The sequence below is a fragment of the Pseudahrensia aquimaris genome, assembly GCF_042676045.1.
Lineage (GTDB): Bacteria > Pseudomonadota > Alphaproteobacteria > Rhizobiales > Rhizobiaceae > Pseudahrensia > Pseudahrensia aquimaris.
The window spans coordinates 49,131-64,590 of sequence record NZ_JBHTJV010000010.1 but is presented as its reverse complement, the minus strand read 5'-3'; the positions used below and the strand labels follow the sequence as shown (position 1 = coordinate 64,590).

General features: G+C 55.1%; 15 protein-coding genes and 1 pseudogene. 8 read left to right on the top strand and 8 right to left on the bottom strand.

Translation table 11 applies throughout. The features are described 5' to 3' along the window. Nucleotides 1-13 precede the first annotated feature (13 nt). From ACFQ14_RS12105 to ACFQ14_RS12070, 8 genes and pseudogenes are all read left to right on the top strand, one after another. Nucleotides 14-499 (top strand): annotated as a pseudogene (locus ACFQ14_RS12105) (LysR family transcriptional regulator); the annotation flags it as partial. Nucleotides 500-580: 81 nt separating this feature from the next. After that, complete coding sequence (locus ACFQ14_RS12100; RefSeq protein WP_377213137.1) at nucleotides 581-1,231, top strand: LysR substrate-binding domain-containing protein; 651 nt, start codon at nucleotides 581-583, stop codon at nucleotides 1,229-1,231. Nucleotides 1,232-1,346: 115 nt separating this feature from the next. Then, a complete protein-coding gene (locus ACFQ14_RS12095) occupies nucleotides 1,347-2,234 on the top strand; it encodes an NAD(P)-dependent oxidoreductase (RefSeq protein ID WP_377213013.1) in 888 nt (295 codons plus the stop codon). A 21-nt stretch (nucleotides 2,235-2,255) separates the two neighbouring features. Continuing rightward, nucleotides 2,256-2,660: a protocatechuate 4,5-dioxygenase subunit alpha gene (gene ligA / locus ACFQ14_RS12090; protein WP_377213012.1), complete on the top strand. Its 405-nt coding sequence runs from the start codon at nucleotides 2,256-2,258 to the stop codon at nucleotides 2,658-2,660. Further along, nucleotides 2,660-3,514 (top strand): class III extradiol dioxygenase subunit beta, encoded by an 855-nt coding sequence (locus ACFQ14_RS12085; RefSeq protein ID WP_377213011.1) that lies wholly within the window; start codon nucleotides 2,660-2,662, stop codon nucleotides 3,512-3,514. The genes ligA and ACFQ14_RS12085 overlap by 1 nt, the downstream gene beginning before the upstream one ends. 13 nt (nucleotides 3,515-3,527) lie before the next feature. Beyond that, entirely contained in the window at nucleotides 3,528-4,475 is a 948-nt protein-coding gene (locus tag ACFQ14_RS12080; protein WP_377213010.1) for a Gfo/Idh/MocA family oxidoreductase, read from the top strand. A gap of 150 nt (nucleotides 4,476-4,625) precedes the next feature. Further along, a complete protein-coding gene (locus tag ACFQ14_RS12075; protein WP_377213009.1) occupies nucleotides 4,626-5,639 on the top strand; it encodes an SRPBCC family protein in 1,014 nt (337 codons plus the stop codon). After that, nucleotides 5,632-6,576, top strand: a complete 945-nt coding sequence (locus tag ACFQ14_RS12070) for an acyl-CoA desaturase (protein WP_377213008.1) — start codon at nucleotides 5,632-5,634, stop codon at nucleotides 6,574-6,576. Before ACFQ14_RS12075 ends, ACFQ14_RS12070 begins: the two co-directional genes overlap by 8 nt. Nucleotides 6,577-6,635: 59 nt before the next feature. Here ACFQ14_RS12070 and pobA read toward each other — a convergent pair whose 3' ends face one another. The 8 genes from pobA to ACFQ14_RS12030 are packed head-to-tail and all read right to left on the bottom strand — an operon-like array spanning nucleotide 6,636 to nucleotide 15,416. Continuing rightward, nucleotides 6,636-7,820 carry a 4-hydroxybenzoate 3-monooxygenase gene (gene pobA / locus ACFQ14_RS12065; protein WP_377213007.1) on the bottom strand — a complete coding sequence of 395 codons (1,185 nt, stop codon included), beginning with the start codon at nucleotides 7,818-7,820 and terminating at the stop codon, nucleotides 6,636-6,638. 40 nt (nucleotides 7,821-7,860) lie between these two features. Beyond that, nucleotides 7,861-9,429, bottom strand: coding sequence for a flotillin family protein (locus ACFQ14_RS12060; protein ID WP_377213006.1), 1,569 nt, complete (start codon nucleotides 9,427-9,429; stop codon nucleotides 7,861-7,863). 11 nt (nucleotides 9,430-9,440) lie between these two features. After that, nucleotides 9,441-10,247, bottom strand: coding sequence for a coniferyl-alcohol dehydrogenase (locus ACFQ14_RS12055; protein WP_377213005.1), 807 nt, complete (start codon nucleotides 10,245-10,247; stop codon nucleotides 9,441-9,443). Continuing rightward, nucleotides 10,247-11,722, bottom strand: coding sequence for an aldehyde dehydrogenase family protein (locus tag ACFQ14_RS12050; protein ID WP_377213004.1), 1,476 nt, complete (start codon nucleotides 11,720-11,722; stop codon nucleotides 10,247-10,249). The genes ACFQ14_RS12055 and ACFQ14_RS12050 overlap by 1 nt, the downstream gene beginning before the upstream one ends. An 11-nt stretch (nucleotides 11,723-11,733) precedes the next feature. Further along, nucleotides 11,734-12,900, bottom strand: coding sequence for an ABC transporter ATP-binding protein (locus ACFQ14_RS12045; protein WP_377213003.1), 1,167 nt, complete (start codon nucleotides 12,898-12,900; stop codon nucleotides 11,734-11,736). Then, a complete protein-coding gene (locus ACFQ14_RS12040; RefSeq protein ID WP_377213002.1) occupies nucleotides 12,893-13,624 on the bottom strand; it encodes an ABC transporter ATP-binding protein in 732 nt (243 codons plus the stop codon). Before ACFQ14_RS12040 ends, ACFQ14_RS12045 begins: the two co-directional genes overlap by 8 nt. Then, nucleotides 13,621-14,553 carry a branched-chain amino acid ABC transporter permease gene (locus ACFQ14_RS12035; RefSeq protein WP_377213001.1) on the bottom strand — a complete coding sequence of 311 codons (933 nt, stop codon included), beginning with the start codon at nucleotides 14,551-14,553 and terminating at the stop codon, nucleotides 13,621-13,623. The genes ACFQ14_RS12040 and ACFQ14_RS12035 overlap by 4 nt, the downstream gene beginning before the upstream one ends. Continuing rightward, nucleotides 14,550-15,416 carry a branched-chain amino acid ABC transporter permease gene (locus ACFQ14_RS12030; protein ID WP_377213000.1) on the bottom strand — a complete coding sequence of 289 codons (867 nt, stop codon included), beginning with the start codon at nucleotides 15,414-15,416 and terminating at the stop codon, nucleotides 14,550-14,552. The genes ACFQ14_RS12035 and ACFQ14_RS12030 overlap by 4 nt, the downstream gene beginning before the upstream one ends. Nucleotides 15,417-15,460 lie beyond the last annotated feature (44 nt).

The window sequence follows — 15,460 nt, the reverse complement described above, 5'->3', positions numbered from 1 at the left end:
ATAGGAAAGTGAAATGCTCAACGGTTTTCCAAACATCCGGCACATGAGAGTTTTCATTGAAGCCGCTGATAGCGGTTCTGTCTCGGTGGCCGCAAAACGCTGCCACCTCTCCCAGCCAGCTGCCACGCAGGCAATATCCCGATTGGAGGAGTATCTTCACTCTCCCCTGCTCGTTCGGCGTCGCGACCAATTCTCACTCACACCCAGTGGTGCAGCATTCAAGCGACGGGCAGGACAGGCTCTGCTGCATCTGGAGAATTCAGCGCGGTCAGCATTGCGGACCAGCGGGGAGAACAACAAACGCCAAACAACCTTTGATCGTTCGATAACGGCAGCACAATTGCGCAATCTGATCGCGATTGCCAATGCCGGCAGTTTTTCGGTTGCGGCCCGTAACCTGGGCCTGTCACAACCCACGATACACCGGGCAGCGCGTAGTCTTGAAGAAATCGCTGGGATCCCGCTTTTCACAGCAAGTCCCTCGGGCATCATGCTGACCAAAGCAGCCGAGACTCTCGTTTTGGGAGCGAAACTCGCACAAGCTGAAATTCGGCAAGGCATGGAGGAAATCAGCCGCGAATTGGGCGAAGATCGCGGAACCTTCGTGCTCGGCAGCCTGCCTCTGGCTCGAACAACCATCGTTCCACAGGCCGTTCACGCCATGGTCGAAAGCGCCCCTCGCTTGCAAGTTCGTGTGGTCGATGGGCGCTATCCCGAACTGCTGCGCTCGCTGCGAGAAGGAGATATTGATTGTTTAATTGGCGCACTGCGTTATCCGCTTTCCGCAGACGATGTGGAGCAAAAATTGCTGTTTCGCGATGCGCTGGCCATCGTTGCCCATCCCAGCCATCCGTTAGCGAATAAGCGCAATCCCACTTTGAAAGAAACACTCAATTACCCGTGGATTGCACCGCCGAAAGAAACACCGGCAGGGCAATACTTGTTCAACACGCTGCACATTCAAGAACTTGATCAAACCCCGGTCCGGGTGGTGTCTTCCTCGATGATTTTGCTGCGCGGACTGCTCTCGCAAGGAAACTATATTTCGGTCGTATCCCGCCATCAAATAGGCGTCGATGAGAGACTTGGGACCATCACCGCACTGGATATTCCCCTCGAAGGGCACATTCGCGATATTGGACTAACCTATCGCATCGGCTGGAGACCAACGGAAACACAGCAACGTTTCATTGAGTTTTTGAAGAAATTTAGCGCAACCTCATCATCCTGATAGACAGCAGACTGAAGGCTAAATAGCTTTTTTCAATACTGATCGACCCAAATGAATTGGTCGCAAGAGAGCCTACAGTGCTAGGGTCAATGGAAATTGGGAAACGTTACTTCTTATGAATTCAGACGTAAAAATTGCCTTCTTGGGATTTGGTGAAGCCGCTCAGGCATTTGCGCTCGGGCTGCGCGAAGCTGAACCTGGATTGGCGATCAAAGCGTTCGACATAAAGACTGACGCTGCCAAAAAAGCCGACTACGCGCGTCTCAACGTACGGGGTTTGGATACAGCGTCGCAGATTTGCAAAGATGTTGATGTGATCTTCTCTCTGGTAACGGCGGATCAAGCGGAGATCGCAGCCTCTCAGCTTGCCAGTGAAAACCTGGACAACATCCTCTTTCTTGATTGCAACAGTTGTTCGCCAAAATCCAAACGCCGTTCGGCAAAGCTGATCGCTCAAGCGGGCGGACGATATGTGGATGTTGCCGTGATGACGCCAGTTCATCCGCGTTTGCACAAATCGCCCTGCTTGCTTGCCGGGCCATCAGCACATGTGGCGCGCGAAATGATGGCATCTTTGGGCATGAACGCCGAGGTCGCTGGAGACGAAATCGGCGCTGCTTCCACACGCAAAATGATCCGCTCTGTGATGATCAAAGGCTTGGAGGCGTTAACGCTTGAATGTTTCCTTGCGGCACGAAAGGCGGGCATTGAAGACGACATTATCACGTCCTTAGAAGCCAGTTTCCCCGGCTTCGACTGGGCGCACCGCGCACCCTATATGATCGAACGGACCGTGACCCACGGAATCCGAAGAGCAGCGGAAATGGAAGAGGTAGCGCAAACGCTTCGCGACTTGGGAATCTCGCCGCATTCAACTGCGGGAACTGTCCTGCGACAAAGAGAAGTTGGCGAGCTCGGACTTGATGCAGCGGCTATCGGAACTGATGATCTGGGCGCATTGTCCGATGCAATCGACGCCGGTTTGGCGATGAAATCGATTTGAGTGAACGGAAAGGCGAAGCCGATGGGCACGAGAAAAGACTATGACGATATTCCAGGAACATACGTATTTGATGCCGACGCGAGCCGGGAAGGCTATCACCTGAACCAATTTTGCATTTCCATGCGCCTTCAGAAGAATCGCGACGAGTTCAACTCGGACGAAGCGGCCTATCTGGACAAGTTTCCAATGACTGCGGAGCAACGCCAAGCGGTTCTGGATCGTGACTGGAATGGCATGCTCGCGCTCGGTGGCAACATTTATTACACCAGCAAGCTGGCCGCCAATGACGGGATCAACTTTCAGCAGTTGGCCGGAATCATGACCGGCATGGGCCAGGAGAAATACCGAAAAATGATGCTTGATGGAGGGCGCTCACCAGAGGGCAATCGTTACCAGAGCGAATGGGATGAAAAGGGAGAAAGCTGATGGCTAGAATAACCGCAGGCGTGGGCTGTTCCCACGTGCCCGCCATTGGCGTGGCGATGGATACCGGCAACACCAAAGACGCTTATTGGGAGCCCTGCTTTGATGGTTTCGAGAAGTCGCGCGAATGGATGAAGAAGGCCAATCCCGATGTTGTCTTTCTGGTCTACAATGACCACTGCACGGCTTTTGACGCCTCGTGTATTCCGACATTTGCACTGGGTTGCGCGGCGGAATTTCACCCCGCTGACGAAGGCTGGGGGCCGCGTCCGGTGCCGGTGGTTAAAAACCACCAAAAGATGTCGAGCCATATCGCGCAGTCGCTCATTCTGGATGAATTCGACATCACCATTATGAACGAGATGGAGGTCGATCACGGCCTCACCGTGCCTTTGTCCGTCATGTTCGGCGAACACGGTGTGGACGATGAATGGCCGGCTCTCGTGATCCCGCTTTGCGTCAACGTCGTTCAATATCCGCCCCCAACGGGTAACCGCTGCTTCAATCTCGGCAAAGCGATCCGCCGTGCTATTGAAAGCTATGAAGAGGACTTGAACGTCGTCATTTTTGGCACGGGCGGCATGAGCCACCAGCTTCAATACAAGCGTGCGGGGCTCATCAATCAGGATTTCGACACCGACTTCCTCAATCGCTTAACGACCGACCCTGTTGGTCTGTCGAAAATGCCTCATGTTGAATATCTGCGCGAGGCTGGTTCGGAAGGGGTGGAGATGGTCATGTGGCACATCATGCGCGGTGCGCTGGATGATGAGGTGACGGAAGTTCACCGCCACTATCATGTACCTGCGTCGAACACGGCCGTTGGGCACATCATTTTGGAAAACAAAAAGAGCTAGAGGCAAGCCACCCATGAAAATCTGTGTTGCAGGCGCTTATGGCGCGTTCGGAATCAAGCATCTGGATGCCTTGGCGGCCATTGATGGCGTCACGGTCACTTCGGTGATGGGGCCAACTGAATCCAAGATCAACGCGCTCGCGGCTGAGCGCAGTATAGGGCATGCCTCAACATCGCTGGATGAATGCCTAGCACAAGACGATGTGGATGCGGTGATTTTGGCAACGCCTACTCAAATCCACGCAGAGCAAGCCATCGCCTGCATGAAGGCGGGCAAGCCTGTATTGATTGAGATCCCCATGGCGGATTCTCTGGAAGACAGCGAGCGCATCTGTCAGGTGCAAAAAGAAACCGGCGTGCTGGCGATGGCCGGGCAAGTGCGGCGCTTTAACCCGTCACACCAGTGGATCAAAGCGAAGATCGACGCCGGCGAATTGAACGTTCAGCAGATGGACGTTCAGACCTTTTTCTTCCGCCGATCCAACATGAATGCCAAAGGCGAGCCGCGCAGTTGGACGGATCACTTGCTGTGGCACCATGCCTGCCACACTGTTGATTTGTTCCAATATCAGACTGGAGAATTAGCGTCGCAGTGTTACGCGCTGGAGGGCCCCCACCACCCAGAACTAGGCATTGCGATGGATATGTCGATTGGTATGAAAACGCCTTCAGGGGCGATTTGCACGTTGTCGCTCTCGTTCAATAACGATGGGCCACTGGGCACGTTCTTTCGTTATATCTGCGATAACGGCACCTATATCGCCCGCTACGATGACTTGTTTGACGGATACGAAAACCCAATTGACCTGAGCAATGTCGCTGTGTCGAGCAACGGCATCGAATTGATTGACCGCGAATTCATTGCAGCTATCCAAGAGAAGCGTGAGCCGAATGGTTCGGTTCACGAGGTTCTTGACGCCATGCGCACATTAGATCGTCTCGAGCAATCCCTGGCCAGTTAGACCGATTGGTGTCGGCAAACTGTAGGACCGGAAGTTGAACCATGAGGCATATGGTCATCTATCGTGTTTATACGGGAGCAGGTCATCCTGTTTTAGTGCGCGGGCAGTAACCGCTTTATGTGGCGCACCTGAGAGGATTGCGAGGGCTCGTTGATAGCACGCTCACCCATTGAACTTATGGTTCACGTTTTGGCCGGCGCCGCTGCTCTGCTCTATGCATGGAACGTCTCGGGCACCGCTTACGTTCAAACCGGCTTGCAATTTGTAACACCGCTGATCGTTATTGTGGCCGTTCATTTGTCATATATGGCAGTGACAGGACGCTTGTCTGTCGGGTTTTCAGATACACTTTTTCGCAAAAGCCTTCAGACTTCTTTGGCCGTTATGATCTGCATCACCCTTGCAACCGTTTTGGCACCGATGCCAGCGGAAGCTGCGGGGAGCAGTGATTTCGGCGGCATCCTAGTTTTTCTTTTTTGCGCTGCTGTCCTTCTAGGCGTGGTTTTCGCTCTCGCTTTTGCCATTAAGTTGCTTGTTTTTCTCGCCCGTGCCGCACATCGAAAGATCACCGGCAAGGGTGGCGAAACCAGACTGTTTGATGTCGGAAGCGTTCTAGCCGTAGCTTTACTGCTGGGCGTTTCCAGCATGGAAGGCGTGTGGCAGAGTTTTTCCTTTGAGAAATCAGGCACAACCAGCGCCATCCGTTCGATCAATGCACCATCAGCCGATGTCTGGTCAGCACTTCAGACTGCTACATCGCCAAAATTTCGTCTCCCCCAATATCTGAGTGCTTTTCCTCAGCCGGTAGCGGTTACCATTGACGAAGGGGTGGCATTAGGATCAATGCGGCAGGTGCGTTTTGAAGGGCGCGAAGGGGCAGGATACTTGAACCTGCAAGTCGTTGAACGCACGCCAAATCGCGTTCGTTTTGCCATACTTTCCGACACAACACCCTTCGCCCAATGGATCGGCTTTACCGCACTAACATATTCACTGGCGCCTGAAGGAGATGGTTCACGTCTCGAGGTATCGCTGGACTACAATCGGCACCTTGCGCCAGCTTGGTTTTTCAAACCCTTGATGAGCTTGAGCGGCAAATTCGCGATGGACGTGCTCGCCCGCGATGTCGCTCAGAGGGCCATCACGGAAGCAAAAGATGGGTGAACGGCACTCCAAATGGGTCGCAACGGATCGTGTGTTTCCGCGCAGCGAGACGAACCCGATGGATGGAGTGATCTGCATAGTGTGGCCGAAAGCGCTCTGGCTTGCAGCCCACATAACCGGCGGCATAGCCGCTATTTTCCTGTTTCCGAGCCTTTTAGGCTTGTTGATATTCGTTGCTCTCACAGCGCTCTCAATCTGCCTTGGTCATTCGGTGGGAATGCACCGGCTGCTGATCCACCGAAGTTTCTCGACCTCAAAATGGTTGGAATACACACTGGTCTGGCTCGGCACTCTTGTCGGCATGGCAGGTCCCTTCGGCATGATTCGCGCGCACGACATGCGCGACTGGCATCAACGGCAGACGCTGTGTCCGCCACATCCGTCCCATGGCGCTGGCTTTTGGCGCGACGCATGGTGGCAATTGTGCTGTGAATTCCGATTGATCAATCCGCCGCACTTCCAAATTGAAGAAGAGGTGGCGAACGACCCCGTCTACGCGTTCATGGAACGAACGTGGATGGCACAACAACTCATTTTGACGGTCCCGCTCTTCTTGCTTGGTGGAATCGGCTTTGTGCTTTGGGGCATTTGTCTGCGCATCTCGGTATCGCTCATTGGACACTGGGCAGTCGGTCATTATGCCCATCGCCGTGGCAGCCAGATATGGCGCATCAAAGGTCTACCATCTCAAGGGTATAACCTGTCAGGTCTCGGTCTCATCACATTCGGCGAAGCATGGCACGGCAATCATCACGCATTCCCCCACTCTGCCCGTTTGGGAATCGAGCCGGGCCAGATGGATCCTGGCTTTGGCGTCATCCGTGTTTTTGAGAAACTAAAGCTGGCTTGGAACGTCCAATTGCCCGATACCCAGCCCGCGCGCGAGGGGTTGTATCGGGTCGCTCCTTTGGCTTCAAACGACCATAGAGAGGCTTGATGCTTGTTGCTGTTTCAGCGTCAGAGACTTCGTTCCTGATAATAGGCGCGTTCGACTGACTACATCTCGAGGGGCAAGCCAACATAGTTTTCAGCCAGTGCTTGTGAGGCAGCTTCTGAACCCGCCAGATAGTCAAACTCCGCACGCTGCATACGCTTTTCAAAGCCGCTGAATTCAGGGAACTGGTGCAGCATGGTGGACATATACCAAGAGAAGCGTTCGACCTTCCAAACCCGTTTCAAACATGTTTGTGAATAGGCTTCGAGATAAGCGTCTTGTGCGCGTTTGTAGTGCTCGATCAAGCCACGGGATAGAATTCGAACATCGGCGATGGCGAGGTTCAAGCCCTTTGCGCCTGTCGGTGGCACAATATGGGCGGCATCTCCGCAGAGGAACAAATTGCCAAAACGCATAGGCTCCGCAACAAAGCTACGCAAAGGTGCGATTGATTTTTCAAAACTGTCGCCCGTTTCCAAGTTGGCAGCTACCTGCGGCCCTATGCGCACCGCAAGCTCATCCCAAAAGCGCGCGTCGGACCAATCCTCTACTTTGTCCGTTGTCGGGCATTGGACATAATATCGACTGCGCGTCGGTGAGCGCATGGAGCACAGCGCAAAGCCGCGCTGGTGGTTGGCGTAGATCAACTCATCAGACACGGGCGGTTTTTCAACCAACACGCCCATCCAGCCGAACGGATAGACCCGCTCGAATGTTTTAAGAATGTCTTGCGGGATGGTCTGTCGAGACACGCCGTGAAACCCATCGCAGCCTGCGATGTAGTCACAAGTAATTTCCACCGTCTCGCCGTCTTTTGTGTAGCGCACCTTCGGCGCATCGGATTTCACGTCGATGGGCTGAACCTCTTCGGCAGAGAAGATGATCTCGCACCCCTGCTTCAAACGCCGCGCGATAAGATCAATCGTCACCTCGGTCTGGCCATAAACCATTACCCGTTTATCGACCAAGGCTGTCAGATCAATGCGATGCAAATCGCCGTCAAAGGCGAGATCAAAGCCGCTGTGAGGCAAGCCTTCGCGGTGCATCCGCTCGCCAATGCCAGCGTCTTCCAAAGCCTCCACCGAACCCCATTCCAGCACACCAGCCCGCACACGCTCTTCGATGCGAGAGCGCGATTGGCGGTCCACGATAATGCTGGAAATGCCCTCGTTGTGCAGCAATTGGGACAGCAGCAGCCCTGCAGGACCAGAACCGATGATGCAAACCTGTGTTTTCTTAGACTTCATAACATTCCGCATGTTTGAGGTGTACCGTTTGGCCGAACCACTACTTGTTCGGGTCGGGCTTGGGTTTATCGGTAATCGTGGCTTCCATATTCTTACTGATCATATCGCCCAACTTGTTGAGACTGGGCAATGACACAGCCATGTCGAGTATCGCATCAACCGTTTGATTGACGGGCGAGGATGACGAACGTGTCTCGCCTTCGTCCTGTCGGCCCATGCCTGTGATGTGATTGATGGAGATGCCTTTGATCTTCTCTGCCGGTTTAACCATCTCGCTCACTATCTTCGGCATGGCGTCCAAGCGGGCCAATTCAAGCTCCATCGCAACCTGCGCTTCGGATCGGGCATTGTTCGCCTCAATCTGTGCAAGGTTGGCTTCAACTTCGGCCAGCTTCACCAGCTTGATCGCTTCCGCTTCTTCCCGCTTGGCGGCGGCAATATCAGCAGCCGTTGATTTATCACTCGCAGCTGTGATCTTCGCTTTTGCGGCTGCAGCTTCGGCTTGCTCTTGGGCAGCGATCAGGCTCAACTGTTTGCGGCGATCAGCCTGCGCCAATTGGCGGGCAGTTTGAACAGCTTCATCGGCCTTTACGGCTGCTATGCGCGCACCATCAGCTTTTGCTTGCGCCTGACTTTCCTCTTGCGATTTTGCGGCAAACGAAATTGCGCGTTCTTGCTCGGCAATTTCCAGCGCAAGACTTTGGGAAATTTCCGCTTCGCGGATGGCCAGTTCCTTGGCAATATCGGCTGAAGCAATATCTTTCTCCATTTCGATACGGGCTTGCGCTGCGGATCGTTCGCTGTCGGCCTTACGAGCTGCGATTTCCGAAAGCTGCGCCGCCATTAGCGTCTCGACTTCCTGTGTTTGTGCAATTTCAGCACGTCGCTGCTCAAGATCAATCTCCAAGCGGCGGCGTTCGGACTCCATCGCCGCCCGTGCCACACTGACTTGGCTGTCACCCTCAATCTCGGCGCGTTCCTTCTTGGACTTGGCGATTACCTCAGCCAATTTGCGCATACCCACAGCGTTGAAAGCGTTGTTTTCATCGAGTGCAGAGAACGGTGTCTGATCGAGCGCGGTCAGCGAAACGCTGTCCAATTGCAGCCCGTACTTGTTGAGCGTGTCCTTGAGCGCATCGCGCACTTCAGACACGAACGCGCTACGGTTTTCGTGCAATTCGTCCATCGTCATCCTGGCAGCAACTGCACGAAGAGAATCGATCATCATACCGTCGATCAGACTCTTGAGTTGGTCAGGTTGAAACACGCGCTTGCCCAAGGTTTGAGCCGCACGGGTAATAGCTTCTGGATCGGGTGTGACGCTGGCGTAAAATTCTGCGCCAACATCCACCCGCAGGCGGTCTTTGGTGATGAGCGCGGATTCTCCCGTTCGGGCCACGTCCATGCGCAGGGTTTGCATATTCACGCGGGTGATTTCGTGGAAATATGGCAGCGCAATCGTTCCGCCATCAATGATCACACGCCGGCCCCCAACACCTGTTCGCACCAAAGCGACCTCGTTGGTGGCCCGTTGAAAAAGTGCTGCAGCGATGACAACCAACACTGCAAGAACAATTAATATGAGAATGGTCCAAGCCAAGAGAGACATAGCGATTTCTCCTATGAAGAAAGCCCATGCATTTCGCACAGGATGTTAGAGGACATGCCGCCATCGGCGGGAATGTTGGTGCCGCGTATCCACGTGGTCATATCAGACAGCAGGAAGGCGATGATGGGCGCGATGTCTTCAGGCGTACCGGGACGGTCCATGATTTTGGCATCTTCTTCAGCCCGCGCGCCCAGCGTTTCGAGAAAGTCGCCCAGAATAGGTGTATCGACAGGGCCGGGGCTGACGCTGTTCATGCGGATGCCACGGTCGCGCCAGCGCCAGCGGTTTTGCATGGTCCAAGCGATCAGGGCTTCTTTGCTGTAGAAATAACTGCGCCCGCCTTCGTTCGTGATTGAATGTTGTGTTGCAAAACTGGCCGTATCATCAACATGCACATCTTCGCCTGCCTTGATGACGTCGATGGCCTCGGGCCAGCCGAAACCTGCGAGTGAGGCCACATTCACGATGCTCGCACCATCGTTCATCTTCGGGATGAGGCCGGTTGTGAGATGTTTAAGTCCAAACAGGTTCACTGCCAGCACCTTTTCCGCTGGTGCGGTGGGCGGCAAGCCCGCGCTGTTGGCCAAGCCGTCAATACCATCTGGCAATGCATCCACCAGCGCATCAATTGTGCGCCCATCAGTCAGATCGGCCTTGTAAAATTCTTCCACATGATCGAACCGCTTGGTTACATCCACGCCCAGAACGCGGGCGCCCATGGCAGTGCACAGGTGGGCCGTTTCCAAGCCAATACCAGAAACCGAACCAGTGACGACGATGGTTTTGCCCTTCAACAAGGGTGCGCGTTGCCAAGCCATTAGAACACCGGAGGGAAAGGACGATGACCACGGTCGAGCGTGATCCATCTGGTTTCAGTGAAAGTCTCCATCGACCACTTGCCCCCATGCCGCCCCACACCAGAGGCTTTAGACCCGCCAAAGGGAACATGGGGCTCGTCGTTCACAGAGCTGCAATTAACGTGACACATGCCGGTTTGAAGGCTAGGGATCATCTCCAGCGCACGGTTCTCGTCTGCAGTGATGATGCCGGAACTTAGTCCGTATTCAGTGTCGTTGTTGAGCGCGATGGCTTCAGCGTCCGTCTTAAATGGTACGACGACAGCGACCGGTCCAAAGGTCTCATCGCGCCAAACGGCCATATCCGGCGTGACATTGGTGAGAATGGTAGGCTCTACGAAACGATCCCAAACGCGTCCGCCGAGAACGGCCTTTGCGCCCTTCGCTAACGCGTCTTCGATCTGAAACTTAACACGCTCCACTTGTCGGTCGTTGATGAGAGGACCGATGACATTGGCGTTGTCCGCCGTATCGCCCGTCTTCAACTTTTGAGCGCGGGCAACGAACTCGCGAAGGAAATCTGGGTAGATGCTTTCATGCACCAGCACTTTCTCCACGCTCATGCAGATTTGACCCTGGTGCATGAAAGCGCCGAAGCTGGCGGCGGAAGTGGCGCGATCCATGTCAGCGTCTTCCAGAACAATCAGACTGTCTTTGCCGCCAAGCTCCACACAAGCCTTCTTCAAATGCGCGCCAGCTTTAGCGGCGATCTGACGACCCACCGGGGTGGAGCCAGTAAACGAGACGCCCTTCACCAGTGGGTTCTCCACCAATTCATCGCCCATTTCGCCAACTCGCTCGCGGGAGCAGGTGACCACGTTGAATACGCCCTTGGGGATACCCGCTTCTTCCATGATCTCTGCGAAGAAAAGCCCACCCGTATAAGGTGTGTCCTCCGATGGCTTCAGCACAATCGTGTTGCCCGCAGCCAGCGGAAAAGCAAAACCGCGCGATGTCAAAATACCCGGCATGTTCCACGGGCTGATCACGCTGATCACGCCCATGGGGACGCGCTGTGCCATGGAAACCTTGCCATGGGTGGAGGGCAACACCTCGCCAATGGAATTGTAGCACATGGCGGCAGCGGCTCGAAAAACCTCCGGCACGTAGCCTGCCTCAAACATGCCCTTGCCGAACCAGCCTCCGCCTTCCGCGACTACAGCGGTGACAAAGTCCATTTTGCGGCGTTCCCAGATGTCCGCTGCCTTAAGCAGAATAGCGGCACGCTCCTGAAACAGCATCTGTGACCAGGCGGGAAAAGCAGATTGCGCTGCATCAATGGCAGCGCGCGCTTCTTGGCGTCCACCATCAGGAACATGCGCCCAGACGTGGCCGTTTGACGGGTTTATATCGGCAAACATGCTGCTGCCGGGCACCCAGTGTCCGCCAATATACATGCCTTTGATTTCCGCAGCAGTGGTCGGTCGATCCAACATCGTCTCGCTCCTCAATCTCGTTCAAATTCGTTGCTGCCGGGCTGACGGCGATACACTTCAACGCGCGGTGCACGGTAGACTTCAATAACGACAGGCTTCTGATCACTCGCGGGCAAGGACGCGATGGGTTGGGGCTGCAAGCGTTCGCTTTGTGATGTGCGCAATGGCCGGGCAGACGATTTGCGATCCAGCGCCCGTTTGGCTGACATTTCGATTTCGTTGAGCGCAGCCGAAAGGCGGTCCGATGGCACACCGATCGTTTTACCATTCGTGGCTGGCACAACGGGTCGCAGAACATTCTGGCGACTGGCTTCGTCTGCTGCGTCAACAAGATCGCTGATTGAGCGGCCCAAAATTGTGTCCGCCGACATTGTTTGTGTGGAAGCGGGTTTGACCTGAAATGCGCTGGGCGTTTCCAGCTTTGGTGTGGCTTCAGGTTCTGAAGCTGTGGGCGGGCTCTCATTGCTGGAAGCCGCGCCCAGATAGGCTGCCTGCACAGCAGGATCGCTGATCAGAGCCTGGGCTGTGTCTTCGTGGGTGACGTGGGCGTTTTCCAACAGATAGCCACGATCAGCAATGGCCAGCGATTGCTTGGCGTTTTGCTCAACCAGCAAGATGCCAAGACCCAAATCGCGTACCTTTGCCAGATTGGCGAACAGCTCTTTCGACAGGAGCGGCGAGAGGCCTAGCGACGGCTCATCCAACGTCAAAATACGAGGGTTCGACATCATGGCGCGCCCAATGGCGACCATCTGCTGTTCGCCGCCGGACATGGTGCCGACTATCTGGCTGGCGCGATCTGCCAGCTTGGGGAACAACTCTTGTACGCGCGCCAGATTTTGCTTTTCCTCGTCTCGCGCTCTTTGTGAGTAAGCGCCCAATGTCAGATTTTCTTTCACTGTGAGTTCGGGGAAAACGCCGCGCCCTTCAGGCACCAGAGCCAATCCCTCATCCACGATTTTGTTGGCGCTCAGGCCAATCAATTCGGTGCCGTTCAATCGGGCGGAACCGCTCACCGACCCCTCGCAAATGCCGCTTGCTGCTTTCAACAAAGTGGATTTTCCCGCGCCATTAGCGCCGAGGATAACCACAATTTCACCCTCTTTCACCTTGACGCTCGCCTCTTCCAACGCGCGGTGTTGCCCGTAGCGGACGGTAATGTTTTCGAGTTCAAGCATCGTCGTCCCCCAGGTAAGCGCGGATGACTTCGCGGTCCGACAGCACTTCGGTCGGTGTGCCTTCAGCGATTTTGGTGCCGGATGCCATGACCACGCATTGATCGCAGAGCGAGCGGATCGCATCCATGACGTGCTCCACAAGGATGACTGTTCGGCCTTCATCACGAAGGGATTTGATGAGATCTATGCCGATCTGAAGCTCGGTCGGGTTGAGACCTGCCAGCCATTCGTCCAGCAACAGGACTTTCGGATCACCCGCAAGCGTTCGTGCGAGTTCCACTCTCTTGGTGTCGATATAGGTCAATTGGCCGACGCTGAGCCCTCCCTGTCCAGAAAGACCGACACGCTCCAACAGACTATCGGCATGGCGCAAGGCTTCGCTGCCCCAGCGCTTGCGGTGGCCATAAACTCCGCCTGCCACAACATTCTCGCGCACCGTCATAGAAGACAACATGCGCACTAGCTGAAAAGTGCGGCTCACACCCTTTCGGGCGATATCTTGCGCTGGCAGATTGGAGATGGGTGTGCCGCGAAGGCTGATCTCGCCTTCGTTAAGCTTCAGAGCACCAGAGATAAGATTCAGCGTTGTGGATTTGCCCGAACCGTTTGGGCCGATCAGGCCCATGACCTGATGCTCGCGCACATCGAAATCCATGCTGTTGACGGCAACCAGTCCGCCAAAGCGTTTGGTGACACCGCGCAGCGAGAGAATGGAAGCGCTCATGTCACCCTCTCTTTCGCGCCTTGGCCTATGCGGGAGAGCAGGCCAACGAAACCCTTCGGAATGAAATAGACGATTAGGAGGAATGCTATGCCGAGAACCAGCGTCGTTTGATTGGGGAAGTTTGAAGAGATGACCTCAAGCAACAGCGTGAACGGTATGACGCCGACAAGCGGCCCCCAAAGTCTCGATGTTCCTCCAAGCAGCGCCATGATGACGACCTGGAACGAGAGGATTGGCGCAAAGGCTAAAGACGGCTCGATATAAACATAGCGCGGTGCAAGGATTGCCCCTGTCATAGCGGCCACTGCGCCCGGCACCATGAACAGCAAGACCTTGGTGCGCGCGGTGTTGATGCCAACATGCGCGGCAACCGTTTCATCGTCACCGATGATGCGAACGGCGAAGCCCAGTTTGGAACGACCGATCAACCAGCCAACGAGATAGACAAGCGTTACCATGCCAAGCAGCCACCAATAGATGCCTGTCTCGTCCAGATCAGTGAGGACGTAGAGCCCTTTTTGGCCGCTGGTGTTCTGCACCCAAGTGATAACTTGGCGCACGAGTTCGGCCAGTCCGAGGGTGAAGATCACGAAATAGACGCCGGACAGGCGCAGCGTTGCCATGCCAACAATAGCCGCGAGAAACGCGCCAATTGCGCCTGCGATGGCAACCAGCGCGGGAAAAGGCAGCGTTTCGATCCCGAGTCCGGTTACATACGTCCCTACGCCAAAGAATGCGGCGGTGGCCAAGCTGATGTAGTGAGTCGGGCCGGAAAACAGCGCCCAAGATGTTGCCAGCACCGTGAACATGGCGATGTTGACGCCTAAGCCCAGCCAATAGCCTGAGCCGGAAAACGGCAGCATGGCGCAGACGGCGACAGCAATGGCGACCAGAACAAGATTACGGAGATCTGTAGCGGTCAGCGTCATGTGGCGCTCTTTCCGAACAGGCCTTGCGGGCGGAAAAGCAGAACCAGCAAGAATAAGATGTAGGCGGCAGCAAGCGTCAGGCCTGGGTCGATCAATGTGGCAACGGCGGTCTCGATAATGCCGAGCAGCAGTGCCGCAACGATAGTGCCACGCACGTCGCCCACGCCACCCATGATGACGATAATGAGCGCTTTCAGCGTGAAGACCACGCCGGTCGACGCATCCAGTGTCAAATAACTAGAAATCAGCGCGCCGCCGACAGCTGTGACGGCGCCACCCAAGGCAAAGGCGAAGGCAGACAGTTTGATCACATCAATCGCCACCAGCCGCGCAGACGCAGGCTGGGTTGCTATAGCGCGAATGGAAAGACCAGTGCGGGTTTTGTTGAGCCAGATATAGAGCGCGCCGCAAATCGCAGCTGCCATGAGAAACGACACCACCCGGTTCAGCCCATAAGTGCTGCTGAAAATTTCGACGGGAACAGCCAAATAACTGTATGAAAAATAATCGCCACCGAAAAAAGCCAGCATCAGGCCCACGCCGATAAACGACAGCCCGAATGTCGCGAGAATGCTGTCGGTCTCAAGCTGGCCACGCGTTTTGGATCGTTTCACCAGCGGCAGCAGCATGATGCGGTAGATCAGCCAGTTCACGATGAAGGCTAGCGGTGCAACGAGGAATATGGTCAGCAAGGGGCTAAGCTGTCCGGCAGTGAAACTTATGAAGGCCATAAAGCCACCGGCCACCAGAATTTCACCGTTGGCGAGGTTCATAATTCGCGCAACGCCATATTGCAGATTCAGCCCCATCGCGATCAACGCATAGGTTCCGCCTAACAAAATTCCGGTGATGATGATGTCCATGGACGTGTCCCCCCGCTATTGGGGAAGCCGGATGGCTCCCCCAA

What these genes read in the sequence shown, in the direction of transcription:
- ACFQ14_RS12035 (WP_377213001.1), bottom strand. Translation starts at nt 14,553, where the DNA reads ATGACGCTGACCGCTACAGATCTCCGTAATCTTGTTCTGGTCGCCATT.
- ACFQ14_RS12080 (WP_377213010.1), top strand. Translation starts at nt 3,528, where the DNA reads ATGAAAATCTGTGTTGCAGGCGCTTATGGCGCGTTCGGAATCAAGCAT.
- ACFQ14_RS12095 (WP_377213013.1), top strand. Translation starts at nt 1,347, where the DNA reads ATGAATTCAGACGTAAAAATTGCCTTCTTGGGATTTGGTGAAGCCGCT.
- ACFQ14_RS12070 (WP_377213008.1), top strand. Translation starts at nt 5,632, where the DNA reads ATGGGTGAACGGCACTCCAAATGGGTCGCAACGGATCGTGTGTTTCCG.
- ACFQ14_RS12060 (WP_377213006.1), bottom strand. Translation starts at nt 9,429, where the DNA reads ATGTCTCTCTTGGCTTGGACCATTCTCATATTAATTGTTCTTGCAGTG.
- ACFQ14_RS12040 (WP_377213002.1), bottom strand. Translation starts at nt 13,624, where the DNA reads ATGAGCGCTTCCATTCTCTCGCTGCGCGGTGTCACCAAACGCTTTGGC.
- pobA (WP_377213007.1), bottom strand. Translation starts at nt 7,820, where the DNA reads ATGAAGTCTAAGAAAACACAGGTTTGCATCATCGGTTCTGGTCCTGCA.
- ACFQ14_RS12055 (WP_377213005.1), bottom strand. Translation starts at nt 10,247, where the DNA reads ATGGCTTGGCAACGCGCACCCTTGTTGAAGGGCAAAACCATCGTCGTC.
- ACFQ14_RS12050 (WP_377213004.1), bottom strand. Translation starts at nt 11,722, where the DNA reads ATGTTGGATCGACCGACCACTGCTGCGGAAATCAAAGGCATGTATATT.
- ACFQ14_RS12085 (WP_377213011.1), top strand. Translation starts at nt 2,660, where the DNA reads ATGGCTAGAATAACCGCAGGCGTGGGCTGTTCCCACGTGCCCGCCATT.
- ACFQ14_RS12030 (WP_377213000.1), bottom strand. Translation starts at nt 15,416, where the DNA reads ATGGACATCATCATCACCGGAATTTTGTTAGGCGGAACCTATGCGTTG.
- ACFQ14_RS12045 (WP_377213003.1), bottom strand. Translation starts at nt 12,900, where the DNA reads ATGCTTGAACTCGAAAACATTACCGTCCGCTACGGGCAACACCGCGCG.
- ligA (WP_377213012.1), top strand. Translation starts at nt 2,256, where the DNA reads ATGGGCACGAGAAAAGACTATGACGATATTCCAGGAACATACGTATTT.